The sequence below is a fragment of the Flavobacterium erigeronis genome (assembly GCF_054075165.1).
Genome location: NZ_JBSKGP010000002.1, coordinates 96,774 through 114,024, shown reverse-complemented (window position 1 = coordinate 114,024; position 17,251 = coordinate 96,774). Strand labels below are relative to the sequence as shown.

Annotated in this window: 12 protein-coding genes and 1 pseudogene; 6 read left to right on the top strand and 7 right to left on the bottom strand. The window is 37.8% G+C overall.

Features of this window, described 5'->3' with window-relative positions; translation table 11 throughout:
• Nucleotides 1-16: 16 nt before the first annotated feature.
• Together ACWA1F_RS04590 and ACWA1F_RS04585 are read left to right on the top strand one after the other, a co-directional pair.
• Nucleotides 17-3,223, top strand: coding sequence for an efflux RND transporter permease subunit (locus ACWA1F_RS04590; RefSeq protein WP_456891968.1), 3,207 nt, complete (start codon nucleotides 17-19; stop codon nucleotides 3,221-3,223).
• Nucleotides 3,213-4,649, top strand: coding sequence for a TolC family protein (locus tag ACWA1F_RS04585; protein WP_456891966.1), 1,437 nt, complete (start codon nucleotides 3,213-3,215; stop codon nucleotides 4,647-4,649). The genes ACWA1F_RS04590 and ACWA1F_RS04585 overlap by 11 nt, the downstream gene beginning before the upstream one ends.
• A 167-nt stretch (nucleotides 4,650-4,816) precedes the next feature.
• Here ACWA1F_RS04585 and ACWA1F_RS04580 read toward each other — a convergent pair whose 3' ends face one another.
• The 3 genes and pseudogenes from ACWA1F_RS04580 to ACWA1F_RS04570 form a co-directional block, all read right to left on the bottom strand.
• A complete protein-coding gene (locus ACWA1F_RS04580) occupies nucleotides 4,817-5,002 on the bottom strand; it encodes a hypothetical protein (RefSeq protein ID WP_456891964.1) in 186 nt (61 codons plus the stop codon).
• Between the two features lie 74 nt (nucleotides 5,003-5,076).
• Nucleotides 5,077-5,139 (bottom strand): annotated as a pseudogene (locus ACWA1F_RS04575) (hypothetical protein); the annotation flags it as partial.
• A 386-nt stretch (nucleotides 5,140-5,525) separates the two neighbouring features.
• A complete protein-coding gene (locus ACWA1F_RS04570) occupies nucleotides 5,526-7,268 on the bottom strand; it encodes an APC family permease (protein WP_456891962.1) in 1,743 nt (580 codons plus the stop codon).
• A gap of 472 nt (nucleotides 7,269-7,740) precedes the next feature.
• Here ACWA1F_RS04570 and ACWA1F_RS04565 point away from each other — a divergent pair, with 472 nt between their 5' ends.
• The 4 genes from ACWA1F_RS04565 (at nucleotide 7,741) to ACWA1F_RS04550 (ending at nucleotide 12,810) form a co-directional block, all read left to right on the top strand.
• Nucleotides 7,741-8,799 (top strand): mechanosensitive ion channel family protein, encoded by a 1,059-nt coding sequence (locus ACWA1F_RS04565; protein ID WP_456891960.1) that lies wholly within the window; start codon nucleotides 7,741-7,743, stop codon nucleotides 8,797-8,799.
• A 172-nt stretch (nucleotides 8,800-8,971) separates the two neighbouring features.
• The gene (locus ACWA1F_RS04560; protein ID WP_456891958.1) at nucleotides 8,972-10,963 is read left to right on the top strand and encodes a BCCT family transporter; all 1,992 of its coding nucleotides are present in this window, start codon (nucleotides 8,972-8,974) and stop codon (nucleotides 10,961-10,963) included.
• Nucleotides 10,964-11,491: 528 nt separating this feature from the next.
• Nucleotides 11,492-12,022: an RNA polymerase sigma factor gene (locus tag ACWA1F_RS04555; protein WP_456891956.1), complete on the top strand. Its 531-nt coding sequence runs from the start codon at nucleotides 11,492-11,494 to the stop codon at nucleotides 12,020-12,022.
• Nucleotides 12,022-12,810: an anti-sigma factor gene (locus tag ACWA1F_RS04550; protein WP_456891954.1), complete on the top strand. Its 789-nt coding sequence runs from the start codon at nucleotides 12,022-12,024 to the stop codon at nucleotides 12,808-12,810. The genes ACWA1F_RS04555 and ACWA1F_RS04550 overlap by 1 nt, the downstream gene beginning before the upstream one ends.
• A gap of 871 nt (nucleotides 12,811-13,681) precedes the next feature.
• Here the strand turns inward: ACWA1F_RS04550 and hemA are convergent.
• The 4 genes from hemA to ACWA1F_RS04530 form a co-directional block, all read right to left on the bottom strand.
• On the bottom strand, nucleotides 13,682-14,986 hold the full coding sequence (gene hemA / locus ACWA1F_RS04545) for a glutamyl-tRNA reductase (RefSeq protein ID WP_456891952.1): 1,305 nt from the start codon (nucleotides 14,984-14,986) through the stop codon (nucleotides 13,682-13,684).
• A gap of 226 nt (nucleotides 14,987-15,212) precedes the next feature.
• Nucleotides 15,213-15,803: a globin family protein gene (locus ACWA1F_RS04540; protein WP_091490987.1), complete on the bottom strand. Its 591-nt coding sequence runs from the start codon at nucleotides 15,801-15,803 to the stop codon at nucleotides 15,213-15,215.
• Between the two features lie 20 nt (nucleotides 15,804-15,823).
• On the bottom strand, nucleotides 15,824-16,258 hold the full coding sequence (locus ACWA1F_RS04535) for a hypothetical protein (RefSeq protein WP_091490988.1): 435 nt from the start codon (nucleotides 16,256-16,258) through the stop codon (nucleotides 15,824-15,826).
• A gap of 128 nt (nucleotides 16,259-16,386) precedes the next feature.
• Nucleotides 16,387-17,226 (bottom strand): DUF5777 family beta-barrel protein, encoded by an 840-nt coding sequence (locus ACWA1F_RS04530; protein WP_091490990.1) that lies wholly within the window; start codon nucleotides 17,224-17,226, stop codon nucleotides 16,387-16,389.
• Nucleotides 17,227-17,251 lie beyond the last annotated feature (25 nt).

Below are 17,251 nucleotides of genomic sequence, written 5' to 3'. Positions count from 1 at the left end.
TCTAAAAAAAGAAGCAATGTTTAATAAATTTATACATAGACCCGTATTTGCAATTATAATTTCGATTATAATTGTCTTTCTAGGTACGCTGTCCATCAAACAGCTTCCTATATCGCAATTTCCACAAATTGCGCCCACCACTGTAAATATCTTTATTGCGTATCCCGGAGCAAGTGCCGATGTATTGGTGAAATCTACCTTAATTACTTTAGAAAATTCTCTTAACGGTACAGAAGGTGTCCGTTACATGGCAACAGATGCTACAAGTGCCGGAGAAGCAACACTCAGAATAATATTTGAACCGGGAACCGATCCTAATGAAGCCGTAATCAGGGTTAAAACAAGAGTCGATCAGGTAATGCCATTATTGCCTGAACTGGTTCAACGAGAAGGAGTTGTAATTACTCCTATTCAGCCTAGTATGTTGATGTATGTGAACCTTTATTCGAAAAACAAAAGCATGGATGAGAAGTTTCTCTACAACTATGCCGATGTAAAAATGATTCCCGAAATCAGCCGTGTAAAAGGGGTTGCGAGAACGCAAATACTAGGAAGCCGTAAATATGCAATGCGTGTATGGCTGAATCCTGACAGAATGAGAGCTTATAAAATTTCTGTTGAAGAAGTTATGGAAGCGCTTCAGGAACAAAGTATTATTGGTCGTCCCGGACGATTGGGACAAAGTTCTGGAATTGCAGCACAGTCCTTAGAATATGTATTAACGTATAAAGGAAGATATGACGAACCAAAACAATACGAAAATGTAATTGTACGTGCCAATTCTGAAGGAGAAAGTATTCGCCTGAAAGATATCGCAAAAGTAGAATTAGGAAGTGAATTCTTTGATATTTACTCGAATCTGGACGGTCATCCTTCTGCAGCTATTGTCTTAAAACAAAATTACGGAAGTAATGCCAGTGATGTAATCAATGCCGTTAAAGCAAAACTGGAAGAAATGAAAGGCAGTTTTCCTCCCGGAATGGATTATAAAATCAGTTATGACGTTTCGCAGTTCCTGGATGCTTCTATCGATCAGGTAGTGCATACTTTGAGAGACGCCTTCATCCTGGTTGCTTTGGTTGTATTTATATTTTTAGGAGACTGGCGTTCGACTTTAATTCCAATTATTGCTGTTCCGGTTTCTTTGGTTGGAGCATTCTTTGTGATTCAGCTTTTTGGAATGTCTATCAATTTGGTAACCTTATTCTCTTTGGTATTAGCGATCGGTATCGTGGTGGATAATGCCATTGTCGTCGTCGAGGCCGTTCACGCCAAATTTGAAGAATTTCCGCATATTACGCCTTATCATGCAGTGAAACTGGTATTGGGCGAAATTGGTGGTGCTATTATCGCTATTACTGCCGTAATGGTATCTGTATTTATTCCTGTTTCGTTCATGTCAGGACCGGTGGGAACTTTTTACAGACAGTTCTCGGTTACTATGTCCAGTTCGATTATTATCTCCGCAATTGTAGCTTTGACCCTTACTCCTGTTCTCTGCGCTATTCTTCTAAAAAATAATCATGGAAAAGAGAAAAAAGGAAATGTACTCACAAAATCTTTAGATGCTTTTAACGCCTGGTTTGAAAGACTTACAGGAAGATATGTTACCGTTTTAAAATCTATAGTAAGCAGAAGAGTATTGACTTTTGGAATCCTGATCGCATTCTGTGCTTTTATTTTCATTGAAAATCAGGTATTGCCTTCCGGATTTATTCCAAGTGAAGATCAGGGAACTATTTACGGAATTATTCAGACACCACCGGGAGCTACTTTGGAAAGAACCAATCAGGTAGCACAGAAACTGCAGAAAATCTGCGAAAGTGTTGAAGGAGTTGAATCGGTTTCATCATTGGCAGGTTATGAAATTATGACTGAAGGTCGAGGATCTAATGCAGGAACCTGTCTGATTAACTTAAAATCATGGTCTGACAGAAAACATTCTGTAACAGAAATCATGGAAGAACTGGAGAAGAAATCAAAAGATCTGGGAGCTGTTGTGGAATTTTTTGAACCGCCTGCAATTCCGGGATTTGGTTCTTCAGGAGGTTTCTCTATGCGTTTACTAGACAAAACGACGAGTACCAATTATCAGGAATTCGATAAAATCAACAAACAGTTTATGAATGAATTAGGGAAACGTAAAGAGCTTTCGGGTTTGTTTACTTTCTTCGCTGCCAATTATCCACAGTATGAACTGGAAATTAATAATGATTTGGCGATGCAAAAAGGAGTTTCTATTGGTAAAGCCATGGAAAACCTGAATATTTTAATCGGAAGTACTTACGAACAAGGATTCATCAAATTCGGGCGTTTCTTTAAATTGTATGTACAGTCTGATCCAAAATTCAGAAGACTTCCTTCAGATGTACTGAATCTTTTTGTAAAAAATGATCATGGTGAAATGGTACCCTACTCTGCTTTTATGACGCTTAAGAAAACGCAGGGACCAAATGAGGTAACGCGATACAATATGTACAACTCTGCAGCTATTCAGGGACAGCCTGCAAAAGGGTACACCACTGCAGATGCCATTAAAGCCGTGCAGGAAACCGCTCTTAAGACACTTCCTAAAGGCTATGATATTGCCTGGGAAGGTTTATCTTATGATGAAGCCGCAAAAGGAAATGAATCACTTTACATCTTCCTTGTTGTATTGGCATTCGTGTATTTTGTTCTTGCTGCGCAATACGAAAGCTTTATTATTCCGCTGTCTGTAATTTTATCTATTCCTGTTGGAATTTTAGGCTCTTTTGTAATTCTTCAAATGATGGGATTACAAAACGATATTTATGCGCAAATCGGACTAATCATGCTTGTCGGACTGCTGGGAAAAAATGCCGTACTGATAGTTGAATTTGCGGTGCTCAAGCATCAGCAGGGCGCTACAATACTCGAAGCGGCTATTGAAGGTGCAAAAGTGCGTTTCAGACCAATCTTAATGACTTCATTTGCTTTTATTGCCGGTTTAATTCCTTTGATTTTTGCTTCAGGTGCCGGTGCAATTGGTAACAGAACTATTGGAGGTTCTGCGCTTGGAGGAATGCTTTTCGGGACTATTTTCGGTGTGATTATCGTTCCGGGACTTTACTACATCTTTGGTTCGATGGCCGAAGGCAGAAAACTAATTAAAGGAGAAGAAGAAAGTTCATTGTCTGATGAGTTTATGCATCATGTAGATGATTTTTCGAAAAACAATCAAATAGATGAAAATGAAGAATAACAGAAATATAAAATACGCAGGCATCGCCTGCGTATTACTCTCTATCGTTGGCTGTAAAACTCCTGCTATAGTAGAAAAAAATGAAAACAAAACAGTACCCGAAACTTACGCTAATAACAGTTTAGACACGCTCAATACCGGAAAAGTAAAATGGAAAACTTATTTTACGGATGAAAACCTGAACAGTTTGATTGATATTGCACTGAAAAATAATCAGGAGTTAAACATTACACTTCAGGAAATCGAAATTGCAAAAAGTGAAGTAAAAGCCAGAAAAGGAGAATACCTGCCGTTTGTAGGTTTTAGTGCCGGTGCTGATGTAACTAAATCCGGAAGATATACAAGCACAGGCTCAGGTGAAGCTACAACAGAAATTATGCCTGGTAAAGAAACACCGGATCCGCTTCCAAATTTTCGCTTTGCGCTTACATCAAGCTGGGAAATAGATATTTGGAACAAACTTCATAATGCTAAAAAAGCAGCTTTGAATCGTTATTTAGGTTCTATTGAAGGAAAGAATTTTGTAGTTACCAATCTGATTGCAGAAATAGCAGATTCGTATTATGAACTTTTGGCTTTGGACAATCAACTGGAAATTATCAAACAAAATATTGATATTCAGTCTAACGCATTAAGAATTGTAAAAATTCAAAAAGAAGCTGCCAGAGTTAATGAACTGGCGGTACGCAGATTTGAAGCTCAGATTTTAAGTACGCAAAGTCTGCAGTTTGACATTCAACAACAGATTACAGAAACCGAAAATAAAATCAATTTTTTATTGGGTCGTTTTCCTCAGAAAATTGCAAGGAACAGCGATACTTTCAGTACTATAGCTCCTGCGGATGTTCATGCCGGAATACCCTCCCAGCTTCTGGAAAATCGTCCGGATATCAAAAAAGCAGAAATGGAATTAATCGCCGCAAAACTGGATATAAAATCAGCGAAAGCACAATTCTATCCTTCACTTGGAATTTCAGCCGGAATTGGATATGAGGCTTTTAATACCAAATATTTGCTGACATCACCAGAATCTTTATTGTATTCCATTGCGGGTGATTTGGTTGCTCCTTTAATTAACCGAAATGCTATTAAGGCAAGTTATCTTACTGCAAGCGCCAAGCAAATTCAGGCAGTTTACAATTATGAAAGAACTTTGGTAAACGCTTATGTTGAAGTTGCGAATCAGCTTTCTAAAATTCAAAATACAGCACAAAGTTATGATTTGAAGTCAAAACAGGTTCAGGCTTTAAACGAGTCTGTGCAAATATCCAATAACCTTTTCAGTTCTGCGAGAGCAGATTATATGGAAGTTTTGCTAACTCAGAAAGATGCTTTAGAATCTAAATTTGAACTTATTGAAACCAAAAAACAGCAGATGAATGCCTTTGTAAATGTTTACAGAGCATTAGGAGGCGGCTGGAATTAGTAGTTTTCATTTTTATTTATTTTTGAAAAAGAGACCTGTTGAAAAACAGGTCTCTTTTCTGCTTTCCGCTTAATCCCGAATCAAATTTAAAATTAATCCAGCTGTACAATTCCTAAGCGTATGCCCTTGAGGCGATAGAGTCTGTCCGCAATCTTCCCTTGCATCTATCATGATTTTATCAGCTCTGCATCATTTTCAGAGGCCGTTAAAAAATAATTGAGATAATACATTCCATCTTTACCAGCTATTGCCAATTTGGCCGGCCTCTGCAGATCATGCAACTTTCGGCTTAGAATTTTAATTCTGCACTGTTTCCAGACCGCTTTTATCCTGATTGCCTGTTTTGTTTTCATTTGTGTGCTCTTTCAGCAGATCCGTCACGCAGGCCATATTTTAAAACATTAGCTTCTTTTTCCCGATAGTAACCTCATCGGCCATCCGAAAGGTTTTCCACTATAATTCCAGCAGTTGGAGCTGCAAGGGTGTATTTTTTCCCATCCTTTTCATAATAGGCGCCTGCACAATAGTAATTGCTGGCCTTTCAGGTAAGATACGCCTGTAACTTCCATGCACTTGAGACGGAATTGCATAAGGGGACGCACTATCGTGTTGAGATGTTGCTCAGATGCACGCTATTTTTTTCTTAACAATGCATCATTCCTGTTCTGATTAACAGTATTTCAATTTCCTGTTCTGCTATGTTATGACTTCTTTTATTGGCAGTGAATGCCTGACATTCCAGAAAGCGGGACTGTTACTGAAAATTGTTTCTATATCCAGGCAACAGTTTACCTAGAGCTAAAAGCAGAAGTTCACACCATTAGGACTTCTGCTTTTTGGCAAAAAAAAATAAAATAAACGACTGTTTTCAAGCTGCTACATAATCAGCCTTACCCCGCCGAGTTCTGACACACGATAGGAGAATTTATCCCCTGGAGAAGCGATGAACATAAAGTTTTTTGGGATTGCCCATTCTTTGGAAAGCTTATCTATAAGATCAGGACCGAATATTCCAATAAGCTCAATAAACTCTATATGAATCTCGGGATAAGCCCTATCAAGCACTTCAAGATCTTTTTTAAGTTCTTCATTACTATTCCCCTCATGATGTACATTTACAATCTTAAGCCTTCTGGTAGTCTCATTGTTCTGCACATACTGCATTACTTTGTTTAGTATCGCCACGTCATCCCCTTTTGTAAAAAATACAAATTCTTGGGAATGGATTTTATGCTGTAATTTTCGCAGATAGCGGTTACTTACAATGGCAAATCTGCGGACAGGTTCATAGAAATATTCCAAAATATCGACCATAGTCTGTATCAGCATGGATCGATTTAGCATAATGAGTACAAATAAAGCTGCTGGCACTAGATAATTAATGAAAGTGTAAAAAGCCGTCTTATTTAGAAGAATATTTCCTGCAAATCCAATTATTATAAATGCTATCGCAACCACTACCGCTATTCCCTTTGCTTTTTCAGGTCTGGGCAGTTTTCTGCGCTTTATTTTAAGAAGCAGATTTCCAATTCCAAAAAGCGCCATAACGGCAAGAAAAGAAAAAGTGTAAACACCTGCCAATGATTCAAGCCTCCCTTTAGTAACGGCCATAACAGACAGGCAGAGCACCAGAAAGCTCACTATGATCCTGTAGCTTGATCCCCTTTTGTTTTCTTTAAGAAAATAATTAGGCAGTATACGGTCCAGAGTCATTCTTTTAAGAAGTCCTGATACCCCTACAAAAGAAGTAAGAACTGCTCCGCACAAAACAAGAACTGCATCAATGGAGATCAGCCATGAAAGCCATTCTCCGCCTGTGGCATGCCCCATATACGATAAAAGCGATTCTTTATGCTCTCCAAGGCGGGCAATAGGTATTATCGCAATTAACAGAAGGGCAATCACAGGATTAAAAAAACTGACAATCACCCACATATTCCTGAGGGTTTTAGGAAATACCCCTGCCCTTTGTTCTTCCACAAAATTAGCAGAACTTTCAAAACCTGAAATACCAAGCATTGCTGCCGAGAAGCCCAAAAAAAGCGTATATAAGATACCATTTGAACTCAATGGCAGTTCCCAGTTAAGATTAAAAGTATTCAATCCATTGTTTAAAACGAAAAAAACTGAAAATACTACAAGGAGTATCAGTGTAACCAAATGAATTACAAATATGCACACAGCGACTGTAGCCGATTCGCCTATTCCTATAATTGCAAGCATGGTAAATAAAACCAATACGACTGCCGCCGCAATAAGGATATTGAGTCCGTCAAATATGGTATGGAGATAGTGCATGGCCTCGGTGGCTGATATAACTGCTGTTGTCATATAGGACAGTACGGTCAGAATAGCGGCAAATGAAGCTATTTTTTTTGTTGATGTATTAAGCAGCACATTATAAGCTCCTCCGTTAAGAGGCAGTGCGCCAACAACTTCACCATAAATTTTCCGAAAAAGCAGCAGCACAAATGCTACAATTAAAAGTGAGATCCAAGCATACTGGCCTGCATAACCAATAGTAAGAGCAGAGACGTACAGACAGGAAGAGGTAATGTCATTGCCGCAGATGGCAGTTGCCTGAAGTTCATTCAGTTTTTTAGCAATATGATTTTTCATAAAAATTAAAGGTTATTATCAGCTATGGCTTAAGGCTTTTAAACCTTTGTTTTTTTTTTAGGCTTAATACCTCTAATCACAAAGTTAAGCCTAAATTAATAATTTACCCAACAAAAGCTCTAAAAGTCCAATAAGGCTGATTCATCTGCTATCTGAAAATATTCAAAAAAAATAGAAGTATTCAGAATTTTTCTTGGAATCGGCTTTTTATATGGGTAACTTTGAAAATATTAATTATCAGTTCACCTATTGCAAAATTGTAGCTGTGTAAATAATTCGTTGCTGCTTATATCAATAACCGTTGATCCAATATTTATCATTATTTCCTAGCTTTCACTGTCTTGAGACAGCACTCTTTGAGCTTTTTTCAACTAAAAATATTGATGGCAAAATTTGCATCTATTTTATGCTTCTGTAATTGAAGGTGTTCCATTAGTTTAATCTTTTTCAATCGAAACATTAAAAATTTTCTATGGATATCTTAAACACAACCTTTTTAGACAACACTATCATAAGCTGGCTTATAGCAGCCGGAATAATAATAGCTTCTGTAATTATTGTCAAGACTGTCAGAGCTACCGTAATTAAAAGGCTTAATCGCTGGGCTATGAACACCAAGACTACCTGGGATAATTTTATTATCGAAGTGGTAGATAAATCTGTGCTGCCTATATTGTATATCACTGCTTTTTATTTTGCATTGCTCACACTTAAGCTTCCAGAGGACATTGCTAAAGTCATCCATACCGCCTACATGTTTGCTTTTACATTTTTTGTCCTTAAAATTATCAGTGCCGCCTTTAAAAAATTTGTATATTCTTTTATCCAGAGATCCGAAGAAAGCGAAAGCAAACAAAAACAGGCAGGGGGGCTTATTGCCATTGTCAATATTATTATATGGATTTGCGGCATTATATTCCTTATTGATAATATGGGCTACAACGTCACTACGCTTATTGCAGGACTGGGTGTCGGAGGTATTGCAATTGCCCTTGCTGCACAAGCCGTTCTGGGGGATCTTTTCAGCTATTTTGTCATCTTTTTTGACCGACCTTTTGAAATTGGCGATTTCGTGCAATTGGGATCTGACAATGGAGTGATAGAATATATTGGCATTAAGACCACACGTATCCGCACGCTAAGCGGAGAACAGCTGATCTGCTCCAATACGGACCTTACCAATTCCAGATTGAGAAACTATAAAAGAATGGAAAAAAGACGTGTTGTTTTTTCTCTTGGGGTTACCTACCAGACCACGCATTCCCAATTATCAGAAATACCTAAAATTGTAAGGGAAGTTATATCCTCAAAGCTCCAGCTCCAATTTGACAGAGGGCACTTTTCGGGATACGGTGATTTCAGCCTGAATTTTGAATTTGTGTATTACGTGCTTGATGCGGATTATAACCTTTATATGGATAACCAGCAGGAGGTCTATCTTGAAATTTTTTCTGCTTTTGAGAATCGGGGTATCGATTTTGCTTATCCTACCCAAACCATCGTTATGGACAAAGAATCCAGATTGAACTGAATGGCATTCTGTTTAAATTCTCAATTCCGGCTATAATTCTAATACGCTTTACCAAAATTCGAAGCAGCGCTGAAACTACCACTTAAGGCTGTATTCAGTATGCAGATTTCTAAAACAAGGACATACGAGCAACACTGGAAGCTATCTGATCAGTCTGCATAAAACTCTTAATATGGAAAAAAATAATAAAAAAACAACTTTTGATAAAGGAGTCACCATTCCCGGACTGCTATTTATTTTGGGAATCTGCGCATTTACAGTGTTATTTCCCAAACCAACTGAAATAATACTTGAAAATATTAAAAATTTCATTTTTATAAATCTGAACGGGGTTTACGTCTGGTCCGTTACAATATTTGTAATCTTTCTGGTATATCTCATGTTCAGCAAGTATGGAAGCATCAAATTGGGAGATAATGACAGCAGGCCTGAACATTCTTTCTTCTCTTGGATATCCATGCTTTTCGCGGCGGGAATGGGAATCGGTCTGATGTACTTTGCCGTTGCGGAACCTATGTCCCATTATTCTGATGATGCATTTGCTGCCGATCAATACATCAATCAGGCAAAAAATGCGCAATTATATACTTTTTTTCACTGGGGTATTCATGCCTGGGCAGTTTATGGCCTGGTGGGGCTCTCGCTTGCATATTTTACTTATCGCTATCGCCTGCCTTTATCCCTTAGAAGCTGCCTTTATCCGCTCTTAAAAGACAAAATTAACAGCGGATGGGGCAATGCCATAGATGTTTTTGCGCTGTGCAGCACTTTCTTTGGAATTACAACCACATTAGGTTTCGGAGTAGTGCAGATTAATTCAGGCCTTAAGGCTTTAAATATAGTATCCGACACTAACTTCATATCTCAGGTGAGCATTGTTGCCGTATTGGTCTCACTGGCTATTTTCTCAGCCATTTCTGGAGTCAGCAGAGGAATTAAAATTTTAAGCAATATTAATATAACGGCCGCGATAGTCTTAATGCTTTTTGTGCTCATTGCAGGACCAACCGTATATATTATTGGAAGCTTTACCGAGGGTCTGGGGAATTATATAAGCAGCTTTTTCACCATATCTTTCAACACACACGTGTATGACGAAAAGTCCCTGCCATGGTTTTACAACTGGACGATATTATATTGGGCATGGTGGATTTCGTGGGCACCATTTGTGGGATTGTTTATAGCGCGCATCTCAAAGGGACGCACTATAAAATCATTTATAGCGGCAGTACTTCTTCTGCCGACAATATTCAATTTGATTTGGATGTCCGTCTTTGGCAGCAGCGCCATCTGGACAGACTTTCATATAGCCTCAGGAGGACTAAGCAGCCTGGTAAAGAATTCTGAAGCTTTGATGTTCAGCTTTTTGGAGTACCTGCCTTTTCCCCTGATTTCAAAGGCACTGGTTATCATGATTGTAATTATATTTTTTATGACCTCTGCCGATTCGGGAATTTTGGTGATGGACAGCATTGCTACAAAAAACTCTCAATCCTCCCCGACATGGCAGAAAATATTTTGGGGCGTACTGCTTGCTGCTCTGGCCCTTATGCTTTTAAAGGCGGGAGGGCTCAAAGCACTCCAGACTATGACACTTATAACTGCCCTGCCTTTTGCAGCGATCATGCTTTTTATGGCTGCTGCGCTAATGAAAGGCCTCTTTATCGATTACAGATATTACCAGCGCAATTTTTCCGTATCGACCGTACCTTGGTCGGGAAAATTATGGAAAGAGCGCTTAAAACAGATTGTTGCTTTCAAAGACAAGCGCTCTGTAGAGGAATTTATTATCATTAAGGCAGAACAGGCCTTTACCGAACTGAAGGATGAATTTGCTTTGAGGGGAATTCAGGCATCAATCAGATCTTTATCAGATCCTTTTAGTGTGGAGCTCAAAATTTCACATGATTTGGTGCATAATTTCATATACGGCGTTAAGCTCGAATCAAAAATGGTTTCAAATAATCTCGTTGAAGAGCAGAATCTGCCTGAATTCCAAAACAGCAGAACTTACTATCCTAAAACTTACTTTGGCGATACCAGAGCAGGATACGATGTGCAATATTTTACTAAAAATGAATTGATCAGTGATGTCCTGAAGCATTACGAAAGATTCATTGATATTACTGCAGAACAGTCAAACGAAATGTTTACCAGTAAATAAGTTGAAAAAGCTGCCCTTTAGGATAATCTTAGTTTTATCCCTGCAATCGAATCAATGATATCAGCCCGGCTGCATTGGAAATACTTTTGTGCCGATGTTCGGGACAAAAGATCGCTTCGCAAGTTCTATAGCACTCGGGAAGAAAGCATCTCGGGAAGAGCAGCTGAAAAATAATGTCAAAAAAAAACTGTGCCGGCCTCTGATATCAGATGCCGGCTGACAGTTCCAAATTCCTTGTTAATTTAGTCCGTGCAGAATTATGCGCGTCTGCACCAGAGGTTTATCGCCAATGCCGCTGTATAATACAAAAAAAAACGCAGCAGCAACTGCTAGACTTTTAACGAAGTCTATAAAAAGTGGTGCGAGGCAAAAACAGCTTCAAGGCATAAACCTTCGAAAATTGGCTTTTTTTAAAGTGATACTCTATATTTCTGCTTTTGGATTATTTGCGTAAAAAATAAATTACCTTTATCCGGCATTACCACTTTATAAGAAATCAAAATTTATTTAAGCTTTAAATCCAATCCTATGAGCCAAGAAGAATTATTGGTATTAATCCGCAAAAAAGATGAAAGAGCTTTCACCCATCTCTACGATATGTACTCAAAAAGCTTGTTTTCGGTCATAAATGTTCTGGTAAAAAACCGGGAAGAAGCCGAAGATGTCCTGCAGGAAGTCTTTGTGAAAATCTGGAAAAACATCGATAGCTACAGTGAAAGCAAGGGCCGGTTCTACACCTGGATCCTTAATATTGCAAGGAATGCATCGATTGACAAGCTGCGTTCCAAAAATTTCAACAACACCCAAAAAAACCTTTCTTCGGATAATTTCGTAAATCTGTTAGATGACAGCAATAAATTAGCTAATAAACTAGATGCAATTGGTATTCAGGAGTTCGTTAAAAAACTGAAACCAAAATGCATTGAGATTATTGATCTGCTGTTTTTTAAAGGATATACCCAGCAGGAAGCTTCAGAAGAGTTAGCTATACCTTTGGGGACTGTAAAGACACAAAATAGGAACTGTATCAACGATTTAAGAAATTATTTAAAGATATAATGGAAGCGAAGCAATATATTGAATCAGGCATTTTAGAACTGTACGTTTACGGCCTGCTGACAGAAAAAGAGAACCTGGAAATTGCCGAACTGGCCAGAGAAAACCCCGAGGTTGAAAGTGAAATCATTTCTATAGAAAAAGCTGTTTCGGCCTTATCATCAAGCTTCTCTCCTTTCCATTCGGTCGCCAATTTCGAGAAAACAAAAGCGCGTTTAGAGCTTAACGACGGTAAAGTTTTCAATATAAAATCACCATCAAACCGTTCGCAGTACTTGAGCTGGGCTGCGGCCGTATTACTACTCTTAGGTTTTGGATATCAGACTTTAGAACTGGCAAAATCCAAACAGGCAGTATCTGAGACCGGAGACGAAAAAAATAAAATTGAAAGAGAATATGCTTTTTTAGATCAGCAGAATAAACAGACTGAGAAAAACCTAAGCATTGTGAGAGACATTAAAAACACAAGCGTTACTCTGGGAGGACAATCTGTATCTCCGGCATCATTTGCAAAAGTGTACTGGAACAAAGAAGCAAAAACGACTTATATCGACGCGGCAGGTCTGCCAAACCCTCCAAAAGGAATGGTTTACCAGGTTTGGTCTTTAAAACTAAGTCCGGTGCTTACCCCGACAAGTATTGGTCTTCTGGATAATTTTGAAGAAAACTCTCAAAAAATCTTCGCTGTAAGCCAAACCGATTCAGCTGAAGCTTTTGGCATCACGCTGGAACCTGCAGGGGGAAGCCTTACACCTACAATGGAGCAGCTTTATACTTTAGGAAAAGTCTAATTCCATAAAAAGTCCAAACTAAAAAGCGCATATTGATCCTATTCAATATGCGCTTTTTGGGATTCAATACTATAACTATACTCTGGCGGAACTTTATTCAAACCCCTTAGCCGTAGTAAAAAAATCTAAAATCATCGTCAAATTTTGATTTGAATATTTTCTCATGATAATAGTTTAAATTTGTGCCGCCAAAGTAGAATTTTAAAGCATGCTTTCAATAATTAGATACTTTCCACTGATACTTTATTTGATTAAAAAGTTTATGCTTAAGTTTTTTTTAGTGTTTAACCCTTAAAGATGCTTATAAACTGTTTTTGACTAACAATTTCAAATAATCATCTTCTCAATCGACTTGAAAAATAAGATAAATTGAAGCTTAGCGTAAGTTAAAAGTTAACAGGATTCGAACGCCAAAAATGGAATAGCCTACATCCTCCTTTTTTTTAAATTTCTATTAATTGAAATAATGACAACCCATTAAAAATGGTTGACTATTTATCATTTATTGAATTTTCCGCTCTCATTCTCTAATTATCAATTATTGCTCAGCTGGGGCAGAAAATTAGTTTACTACTCAAGCTGGCACGCCGGCCTGCCTTTTTTATAATATGGATCAATGATCTCATATTATTTATAGTAAACAAGGTAACGATAAAATTAATTAATAATCATGTAATTATCACCATATTAATTAGTCTAACTTTACCAAATGAGGAATTGATTACTCCCATGCAGAATTAAGTAAACATTTTTTGGAAGATTATGTTTATGGACAAGCCCGTCGCAGCGTGCAGCGCAGCTGACGGGTTCTATTTTTGCATCACTTGTTTCAGAACTCTGGCAAGCTTTAAAACTGCAGCTCAATAAGCATTTATGACAGATTGATTTTGTATTTTTCTTCTATTGGCGAAGAAGCCTTATCCGGTGCAAGGTGTCCTATCTGAAATACTTTTTCAATGAGTTCAATGCTTTGATCCACTGAAGTGTTTTCATTTTTTAAATGGCTGGCAAAATGGTTTGTTAATTTTTGAATAATTCTTGAACTGATTAAATCCATCTGTACATCATCAAAATGTGTTGTTTTCTTTTTCTGAAAAGCAAATTCTGCTGATACAATATCATTTAGCTTGGATTTTAAGGCATGGATAGTCGGAGCACATTTTCGGCCGTTCACCCAGGTATTCAGTTCTAATTTCAGATCATCAATAATGGCTTCTGCTGCAGGAATATGCTGTTTTCTTCTTTCCAGCGTGTCATCTGTAATTTGAGACAGATCATCCAGATGTATCAAAGTTACGCCGGGTATTTCTTCTACATTGGTATCTACATTGCGCGGAATGGATAAATCCAAGATCAATAAGGGTTTCTGTAAAGCAAGCACTGTTTTGTCAATAGTCGGATTTTGTGCTCCTGTAGCTACAACCAGCACATCGGCCTGCTGCAGTTCCTGTTTTAAATCAGCATAATCTTTTACAATAACATTCAGCTTGCCAGCCAATAATTCGGCTTTGTTTTTTGTTCTGTTTATAAGGGCAATATGGCTGTTTTTAGTATGTTTTACTAAGTTTTCGCACGTATTTCTTCCTATTTTCCCCGTTCCGAATAACAAAATATTTTTGTTTCCAATATCCGCCACATTTCGGATGATATACTGCACTGATGCAAAAGAAACTGACGTTGCACCGGAAGAAATTTTCGTCTCCGTTTTAACTTTTTTGCTCGCCTGAATAACTGTATTTACCAGCCGGTCCAGAAATGTATTGACCAAACCTTCCCGTTTACTATTGTTAAAGGCGGTTTTAATCTGGCTGATGATTTCAAAATCACCCAGAATCTGACTGTCTAAACCTGTTCCTACCCGGAACATATGGCTGACAGCTTCTTCATTCTTATATATATAAGCAGCCTGCTGAAATTCTTCTACAGAGCCATTGCTGTTCTCGCAAAGCAGTTTGATGAGTTCATAAGGATGATGGGCAAAACCATAAATTTCAGTTCTATTGCAGGTAGAAGTAACAACCAGTGATTCTATGCCTTCTGCCTTGGCCTGCTGCAATAAATCAGATTGTGCTTTAGAATTTAGACTAAATTTTCCTCTTATAACTGCATCTGCTTTCTTATAGCTTAGCCCTAATGCGTAAAAAGTAGTGGATCCGGACATAGTAAAATTTTCCATATTTATGGTTTCCTTAAAAAGTTCAAAAATTAGTAACTGCAGATTTATATAACAGCGCCGGAAATGCTTTTTAGATCACTATGGAATAAATGTACTTAAACTGCGGTTTTAGATAATTTCCAGGTATTATAAAGCTAACTAACAGGTTTTGAAAAATATTTATATACTTCAAATAGTATTGAAATATAAAACGCTGCCTTTTTCAGGCAGCGTTTTGAGAAGAAATTTATTTTTGAACTATAGGAGTTCTCAATGATTCCAAAACAGCAACTATATCGGTATAAAGTTCTGTATTTGAAGCAACGCCATTCGCATTGGCAGCAGCTCCAACATATCCTTCAAATTTTGTATAATCTGCATTGCTGGATTTTGTTCCCATACGAGGATTTTTTGCAGGATCATGAGCAGCTGACATACTCAAACCAGAATATGTATTTACAGCATTTGTTCCTCCCGTATTAAACGAAAAGAAATCAGTCAGATTATCTGATAATTTAGCAATATTGGTAGACTGGGTAGTTCCCGTTTCTGCCAGCAAAGGAGCAAAATGTGCCTGCAGATTGCCTGATGCGTTCGATTGGATATCAGCAACAATCAATCCGATAGTTGAATTTACCACTTTGCGGAAACTTAAACGTCCCTGCTCGATCATCTGGCCGGAATTATCAGGATCAGAAACCATTTTAGTTCCGCCTAAACGCTCGTAGATAGAAGCTTTAACCGGTGCTGGGGTTTCGTCGTCATTACTGCTGCAGGAAATCATAGCTGCCGATGCAGCAATTAGTACACTAAGTGTAAGTTTTGAATAAACTTTCATAAATTTAAAGTATTAAAGGGTTAATTAAAAAAACGATTTATCTTTTGAGACAGTCTATAGCTCAAACTATTTTGATTCATTGGGCAGACTTCTTTGTCTGCTAAATTTGCCGGCAGTATATAACGCTTCGCATCGTAACGTCCTTTAGCCATCAGCTCGTTGAAAACTTTCTCAGAGTTTGTAATTTTATTATTGTGAAAGTACACCACAACATTTCTTTTAACGATGATAGAATCTGATGTCAGGCCTTTTATGGTTCTCAGGTCGGCACAGATTTTTCTGGCCTGCAGAGAATCGATGTCTGATTTAAAATCGATTCTGCTTACCTGAAGATTCGGGGTGTCATAAACGGGCGGTTTGGCCGTTATAATGTGAAAAAGCAAAATCGCGGCAAACAGTACAAATATGCCGCTCAGAATTAAAAGTCCTTTTTTGATTATTTTATTAGTTTTCATAATTTTTATGGTTTTAAAATTATCTACGTGTACTTGATCAATGCGGTTTTAGAAATAGCAATAAATCGATCAATTTAGAATCATTTTAAATACAGAAATTACCTAATAATTTAATTATAAAGCAGATACTAGAAAACCCTGGCAAGATTAAATCCAAAAAATATATCTCCTTTTGTCCAGTCGCCAGTGGTTCTTCCCAGATACCCAGCCTCATCAATTGCCTGTGAACTGGTAAAATGCATCTGGAAAACATGACCGCCGGTTTCCAGATCAAAACCAATAGACAGCGGATTTTTATAAAGAGAATTTGGCGCCCTGTTTAAATGCGCCGCATAATCCATATTTAAAGACCAGCGCTTTGCGAATTTATACCTCCCTCCAAATCCTATGGCATATTGGGAATTGCTTTGGTCTACGTCTTCAACAAAATTTTGATGAAAGAATGACGGCACAATTTCTAAAGACAGCTTTTCAGAAAATTTTCTGGAAATCAGCAGCTGCGCTACATAAGTCAGCCTGTCTTTAAATTGAAGTTTCGGATACAGGCTTTCTTTTAATGTGTTATTAATAGACAAACTATTAAAGCCCGCGATAGTAACAGGAAAACCGTCTTTTATTTGAGGAAACAGCATATACTTTGTCGCAAAATCATAAGCAAATTCACTCCTGGCGGCACTTAGGTTGAGTCCATTTGTTAGACCGTAAATAAATTTAATCTGCGTATTGGCATTATCGAGTCCGTAAAACCCTTCAAAGCCGTCTTTAATTGAGCCGAAACGGTGTGCAACAACAAAATACAAATCGCCTTTTGCTGCCAATTTTGTAGATTCGAGATTAACAATTTTTAAGGCTTTGAATGCAGAAGTCACTTTTTCTTTTACAGAAGGAGTTTCTACCCCATTAAGCAAATCGGTTTGAGAGAAGGTTAACAGCGGAAATAAAAAAAGTAGTAGAATAAAGTTTTTCATGTGGTTAGTTTTAAATTGTTATTTG